This is a genomic window from Thermoanaerobaculia bacterium, assembly GCA_035717485.1.
Classification (GTDB): domain Bacteria; phylum Acidobacteriota; class Thermoanaerobaculia; order UBA5066; family DATFVB01; genus DATFVB01.
This window is the reverse complement of record DASTIQ010000261.1, coordinates 1-6391: the sequence shown is the minus strand read 5'-3', so window position 1 is coordinate 6391 and position 6391 is coordinate 1. Positions and strand designations below refer to the sequence as shown.

Genomic DNA, 6391 nt, shown 5'->3' with positions numbered 1-6391 from the left:
CACGTGGAAGGAAGGGGGGCGCTTGAAGCCCCGCTGCACCACCATGCCGTCTCCTTCTCCCGTGCGCCCGTGGCAGACCGAGCAGAAGATGTCGAAGCGCTCCTGGCCGCGGTCGAGAATGGCCGCCGTGACGGGAAACGGAAAGACGTCCGCGATGGCGCCGTTCAACTTCCCGGTCTCCAACAGCTCGTCGCGCGTGAGAGACCCGCGGGCCACGGTGTCCTCGACGAGCGGGCGGGACGCCCGCCCGTCGGGATAGAACGTGCTCCGGGCGAGCGGTTTGAGCCTCGGCTGGTCGCCCATGTCGTTGCGGCACGCGAAGGCCGCCGCCGCCACGGCCGCCAGCAAAACGAGCCGCCTCACCACTCGACCTCCGAGACCTCGTGGGGGCGCAGGCCCTCGAGGAAACGGCGCGTCGCGGCGCGGTCGAACTTCGGGTCCTTCGACTTGATGCAGAGGAAGAGCGCCTCGCGCGAGGCGAACTCGAACCGGTCCACGTTGAAGAGCGGGTGGTACGGCGTCGGAAGCCCGTTCAACGCGAGCAGCCCGAAGACGGCGAAAAGCGATGCGCCGAGCACCGTCAGCTCGAAGGTGATCGGGATGAACGCCGGCCAGGAGTTGAGCGGCCGGCCGCCGATGTTCAGCGGATAGTGGACCGCCGAGGCGTAGAGCTGCATCCCGAAGCCGCCGAGCGCGCCCAGCGCCGCCCCCGTGAAGACGACCCACGGCAGGCGGGTGTGGTGGAACCCGATCGCGTCGGAGAGCCCCTCGACGGGCAGCGGCGTGTAGGCGTCGAGCGCGCGGTATCCCGCGCCGCTCGCCGTCTGCGCCGCCTCCAGCAATCGCTCCCGGTCCTCGAACTCCGCGAGGATCCCGTAGATCGGCGGGCGGCCGGCGCGCTTCATTCGCGTCCCTCCGTCTCGTCGACGAGCGAGCGCATCTCGGCGATCGAGATCACCGGCAGGAACCGGATGAAGAGGAAGAGGAGCGACAGGAACAGCCCCATTGAGCCGAGGAACGTCGCCCAGTCCCAGACGGTCCCGTGGTACGAGCGCCAGATCGACGGCAGGAAGTCGCGCGTCAGCGACACGACGACGATCACGTAGCGCTCGAGCCACATGCCGACGTTGATGACGATCGCGATCACCCAGAGGAACCAGGGCCGCGTCCGGATCCTCCGGAACCAGAGGAGCTGGACCGTCAGCACGTTGCAGAGGATGAGCGCCCAGTACGCGGGCCAGTACGGGCCGAAGGCGCGGTTCTTCGCGAGGAACTGCTCGGCCGCGTTCGCGCTGTACCACGACATGAAGAGCTCCGCCGCGTAGCCGTAGGCGACGATGAGGCCGGTCGCGATCAGCACCTTCGCCATGTTCTCGAGGTGCCGCATCGTGATGAAGTCCTCGAGCCCGTAGAACGCGCGGAGCGGGATCGAGAGCGTCAGCACCATCGCGAAGCCGGAGTAGATCGCGCCGGCGACGAAATACGGCGGGAAGATCGTCGTGTGCCACCCCGGGATGATCCCGGCGGCGAAGTCGAACGACACGACCGTGTGGACCGACACGACGAGTGGCGTCGCGAGTCCCGCGAGCAGCAGGTACGCGGTCTCGTAGCGGTGCCAGTGCGTCGCCGAGCCGCGCCATCCCATCGCGAGGATGCCGTAGATGATCTTCGCGGGGCGGCGCCGCGCCCGGTCGCGGAGCGTGGCGAGGTCGGGGAGCAGCCCCACGAACCAGAAGAGGAGCGAAACGGTCGCGTACGTCGAGACCGCGAACACGTCCCACACGAGCGGGCTCCGGAACTGCGGCCAGAGCCGCATCGTGTCGGGATAGGGGAACAGCCAGTAGAAAACCCACGGCCTCCCCAGATGGAGCAGAGGGAAGAGACCGGCGCAGGCGACCGCGAAGAGCGTCATCGCCTCCGCGAAACGGTTGATCGACGTGCGCCACTCCTGCCGCAGCAGGAGGAGGATCGCGGAGATCAGCGTCCCGGCGTGCCCGATGCCGACCCACCAGACGAAATTGACGATCGCGAATCCCCATGCGACCGGCATGTTGATTCCCCAGATGCCGACCCCCTTGATGAAGAGGTAACCGGTCGCGTAGAGCAGCATCATCAGGAGCAGGAACGAAACGCCGAACCCGATCCACCACTCCTTCGGGGTCTTCCGGGCGAGCGCGATCGAGCTGATCTTCTCGGTCACGCTCCGGTACGTGTGCCCGGGCTCGAGGACCGGCCCTCCGGAGAGGCTCGCGGTGCGCTCGGGGACGTCGCTCATGCTTCCCCCAGCTCCGGATTCGGGTTCCAGATCTTCGCGAGGTACGTCGTCCTCGGCCGCGTGTTGAGCTCCGTGAGCAGGCCGTAGCTCAGAGGCTCCGCCTTCATCGCGGCGACCCGGCTCTCGCGGTCGTGGACGTTGCCGAACACGATCGCGCCCGCCGGGCAGGCCTGCTGGCACGCCGTCTGGATCGCGCCGTCGCGGATGGGCGCGTTCGTCTTCTCGGCCTCGATCCGCGCCGACGAGATCCGCTGCACGCAATAGCTGCACTTCTCCATGACGCCCCGGCTCCGAACCGTCACGTCCGGGTTCTTCTGGAGGCGCAGGCTCGGCGTCTTGGCGTCGGAATACTGGAGGAAGTTGAAGCGCCGCACCTTGTACGGGCAGTTGTTCGAGCAGTACCGGGTGCCGACGCACCGGTTGTAGATCATCTCGTTCAGGCCTTCGGGGCTGTGAACGGTCGCGCCGACGGGACAGACGACCTCGCAGGGCGCCTTTTCGCAGTGCATGCAGGCGACCGGCTCGAAATACGTCTTCGGGTTCTCGAGGCCCCCCTGGTAGTAACGGTCGATCCGGAGCCAGTGCATCTCGTGGCCGCGGAGGACCTGATCCTTCCCGACGACCGGGCTGTTGTTCTCCGCCTGGCACGCGACGACGCACGCCGCGCATCCGATGCACGTGTTCAGGTCGATCGCCATCCCCCACGCCGGATCTTTCCCGGGGAGCTCGGTCGGGAACGCCGGATAGAGGGAGTCGCTCTTCTCGGGGTCCTCGGCGAGCCGCTTCGCGAATTCCGGATCCGCCCGGAACTTCTCGACGGTCGCGGCGCGCACGAGATGGCGCCCGTCCATGGTGTTGTGGAGCTGGATCGACGCGAGGCGCCACGTGCCCCCCGTCTTCGCGACCGACGCGCCGGAAAGCGTCCAGAGCGCCTCCGATCCGCGCAGCGCGAACGCGTCGAATCCGGCGCCGCGCCCGACCGTGCCCGTGCGGCGCCGCCCGTAGCCGAGGTGCAGCGTCAGCGCGTCGTCCGGGTGGCCGGGCAGGACGAGCACCGGACCGCGGACCGATCGACCTTCCGCGGAGACCGACACCGCGTCTTCCGATGCGACGCCGAGGCGGGCCGCCGTCGCGGGCGAAACGAGGATCGCGTTGTCCCACGTCAGGCGGGTGAGGGGCTTCGGCAGCTCCTGCATCCATCCGTTGTTCGCCCACTCGCCGTCCCAGATCGTCGGGTCCGGCCGGAAAACGACGTCGAGCCCGGAGGGCGGCGGCGCGGCGGCCGCGGCGGCCGGACGCGCCGAGGCGGACACGACGATCGCGGGGAGCGCCGTTTCCGCCACGAATCCGTCGTGCAGCGACTTGCGCCAGAATCCGTCGAAATCGGCGCCCGCGTGGCGGCCGCTCCACGAGTCCTTGACGATGTCGTGGCTCGTCCGGTCGGGATCGCCCGCGAGCGCCGAGAGGAGCTCGTGCTCCGATTTTCCCTGGTAGAGCGGCGCGATCAGCGGCTGGACGATCGTGATCGTCCCGTCGAACGCGCGGAGATCGGTCCACGTCTCGAGGGCGTGCGTCATCGGTACGTTCCAGCGGCACCACTCGGACGTCTCGTCTTCCCAGAACCCGAGGCGAACGGCCGACGGAACTTTCGTCAGCGCCTTGCGGAAGTCGAGGTCCGCCGGCGCGGTGAAGACCGGGTTGCCGCCGAGGATCACGAGGAGCTGGACGTGGCCGGCGTTCATCTCCCCGACGAGATCCCGGAGGGAATCGAGCTGCACGACCGGATCGACCTCGACCGGATCGGTGTACTCGACCGTCGTGCCGGCGTTCCCGAGCGCGCCGTTGATCGCGTGCACGAGCGCGTGGACTTCCGGCGGCTGTCCCTCGCCCGCGACGACGAGCGACGCTCCGCGGTGCGCGGCGAGGTCCTTCGCGGCGGCGGCGGCGAACTTCGCGGCCTCGGGCGGCAATCCGGCCGCGCCCGCTCCCCCGGCGCCCACCGCCGCCGCGACCGCGGCCGCGATTCCGCCGACGACGGCCGGCCGGGCGGCGAGCCGATGGTCGGCGGCCGCGCCGGCGAGCGACGGCGTGGCTTCCACGGCGTAGAGCCGCGAGAGGTCCGCCCGATCGCGGCGCGCGTGCCGCCCCGAGGCGAAATCCGCCGCGTAGCGGACGCTCCCCGGATCGCCGCAGAGGAAATCGGAGTCGAGCGAGAGGACGACCCGCGCGCGGTCGAAGCGGTAACGGGACGCGACGTCGCGGCCGAACGCGGAGCGCGCTCCGGCGCGGGCCGCGTCGCCCGGAATCCCGTCCCACCGGTGCCATTTCGCGGCGGGCATCGCCGAGAGCAGCGCCTGGATCTGCGCGCCGAGGGTCGGCGAGGTCACGGTCCCGGTCAGGAGCCGGAAGCCCGCTCCGCGGGAAGCGCGCTGCGCGTCGAGCAGCGGCGCGAGCGCGGCGACGAAGCTCTCCCAGCTCGCGATCGTGCCGGCGTGCTTGACGACCTGCGCCCGGTCGGGATCGTAGAGGTTGAGGATCGACGCCTGCGTGAACGCGTCGGTCCCGCCGGCCGGGACGGCGGGATGTCCCGGATTCCCTTCGATCTTCGTCGGACGTCCCATGTGGCTCTCGACGACGACGGGCATCGCGTACCCTCGCCACGGGACGGCCGTCGCGAAGAAGAGGGGCTTCCCCGGAACGATCTCCTCGGGCTGGTCGATGTACGGGACGATCTTCTCTTCCGGCTGCCGCGTGCACGCCGCGAGCCCCGCGAGCGCGAGCGAGGCGCTCATGAGCTGCAGGAAGCGCCGGCGCGAGACGGGGTCCGCGCCCCACTGCTCCGCGTTTTCGGGAAACTCGTGCGCGAGGAGGTCCTGGAACTCCGGCGTCTCGGCGAGCTCTTCCAGCCCGCGCCAGTATTCCGGCCCCGCGGAAGCCGCGAGCTTCGCGCGGACGGCGTCGAGGTCGATCGGCGGCCGCTCGCTCATCGGTGGCACGTGACGCAATCGGTCATCTGGGCGGTGTTCAGCAGGTGGTATTCCTTCGCCAGCCGGTCACCGAGGGCCGCCTGATCGGCGGGCGGAACGTATTCCATGTTGAACACCTGGTCGCGCGGCCGCAGGAACGGCTTCGGATCGCGGTGACAATCGAGGCACCAGCGCATGTAGAGCGAATTCACCTGCCACGTGATCGGCATTTCGTCGACGCGGCCGTGGCACGAGGCGCAGCCGATCCCCTTGTTCACGTGGATGCTGTGGTTGAAATACACGAATTGTGGCAGGTCGTGCACGCGCGTCCATTCGAGCGACTGCCCCGTCCGGTAGCTCGCCCGGACGGGCTCGAGGATCTCGGCGTTCGTCCAGATCTGCGAATGGCACGTCATGCAGGTCTTCACCGGCGGAATTCCGGCGAACGAGCTCGTCTCGACGGAGGTGTGGCAGTACCGGCAGTCGAGTCCGAGGCCCCGCACGTGGTGCTCGTGCGAGAACGCCACCGGCTGCTCCTTCGGCGTGTCGACCTGCGTCGTCCAGGGAGACATGTAGATCTCCCAGGCCGCTCCCGCGAGGCCGGCGACGATGAAGAGCGACCCGAAGATCGAGAGCTTCGCGAGAAAGTTGGTGCTGCGATGAAAGATCTGCACTTACACCCCGCCTCTTCGATGCCCGCGATCGAATCGGAAGGGCGCGTCGCGAAGGACGCGTCGGCAGGGCGGAGGGAACGGGTGTTCCGAACCGGTATTCGAACTCACGCGCGCTTGATACCCTCTCGAAAATTCCGAAACACCGAGAGGACGAGAACCTTGGGCTTCCTCGGCCCCAAGAATATCCCGTCTCTCCCGCGATGCAAGTTTTCCTTTCGAACGAGTCAAAGGGATCGGGACTCGGGGCGGCGCCGCAGCGCGCTTCGAGGAACGAGAAAGGCGCGCGGCTCGCGGACGCCTCCCGCTCCGGATCACGACGAGGCGAGGCCGGGCGCGAGCCCGACGGGATGCGGGTCGCCCGGCCTGCGGCCGGGGCATGCCGGGCGTACGTTGAGCGCCCCAGGCGGGCGCCACGCGCCCGTCCGGCTCGATGCATCGCCGCGCGTGCCACTTACTTTCGGCGGGTTTCGTCCTGC

At 69.1% G+C, this 6391-nt stretch carries 5 protein-coding genes; all 5 read right to left on the bottom strand.

Annotated elements, in window-relative coordinates:
- Positions 1-363, bottom strand: a 363-nt coding sequence (locus VFS34_13760) for a cytochrome c (GenBank protein HET9795514.1), incomplete at its 3' end; no start/stop codon positions are given.
- Entirely contained in the window at positions 360-905 is a 546-nt protein-coding gene (locus VFS34_13755) for a DUF3341 domain-containing protein (protein ID HET9795513.1), read from the bottom strand. The genes VFS34_13755 and VFS34_13760, both read right to left, overlap by 4 nt.
- Positions 902-2275, bottom strand: coding sequence for an NrfD/PsrC family molybdoenzyme membrane anchor subunit (nrfD, locus tag VFS34_13750; protein HET9795512.1), 1374 nt, complete (start codon positions 2273-2275; stop codon positions 902-904). The genes VFS34_13755 and nrfD overlap by 4 nt, the downstream gene beginning before the upstream one ends.
- The gene (locus VFS34_13745; GenBank protein HET9795511.1) at positions 2272-5262 is read right to left on the bottom strand and encodes a TAT-variant-translocated molybdopterin oxidoreductase; all 2991 of its coding nucleotides are present in this window, start codon (positions 5260-5262) and stop codon (positions 2272-2274) included. The genes nrfD and VFS34_13745 overlap by 4 nt, the downstream gene beginning before the upstream one ends.
- Positions 5259-5915 carry a cytochrome c3 family protein gene (locus VFS34_13740; GenBank protein HET9795510.1) on the bottom strand — a complete coding sequence of 219 codons (657 nt, stop codon included), beginning with the start codon at positions 5913-5915 and terminating at the stop codon, positions 5259-5261. Before VFS34_13740 ends, VFS34_13745 begins: the two co-directional genes overlap by 4 nt.
- Between the last annotated feature and the right edge of the window lie 476 nt (positions 5916-6391).

What these genes read in the sequence shown, in the direction of transcription:
- VFS34_13755 (HET9795513.1), bottom strand. Translation starts at nt 905, where the DNA reads ATGAAGCGCGCCGGCCGCCCGCCGATCTACGGGATCCTCGCGGAGTTC.
- nrfD (HET9795512.1), bottom strand. Translation starts at nt 2,275, where the DNA reads ATGAGCGACGTCCCCGAGCGCACCGCGAGCCTCTCCGGAGGGCCGGTC.
- VFS34_13745 (HET9795511.1), bottom strand. Translation starts at nt 5,262, where the DNA reads ATGAGCGAGCGGCCGCCGATCGACCTCGACGCCGTCCGCGCGAAGCTC.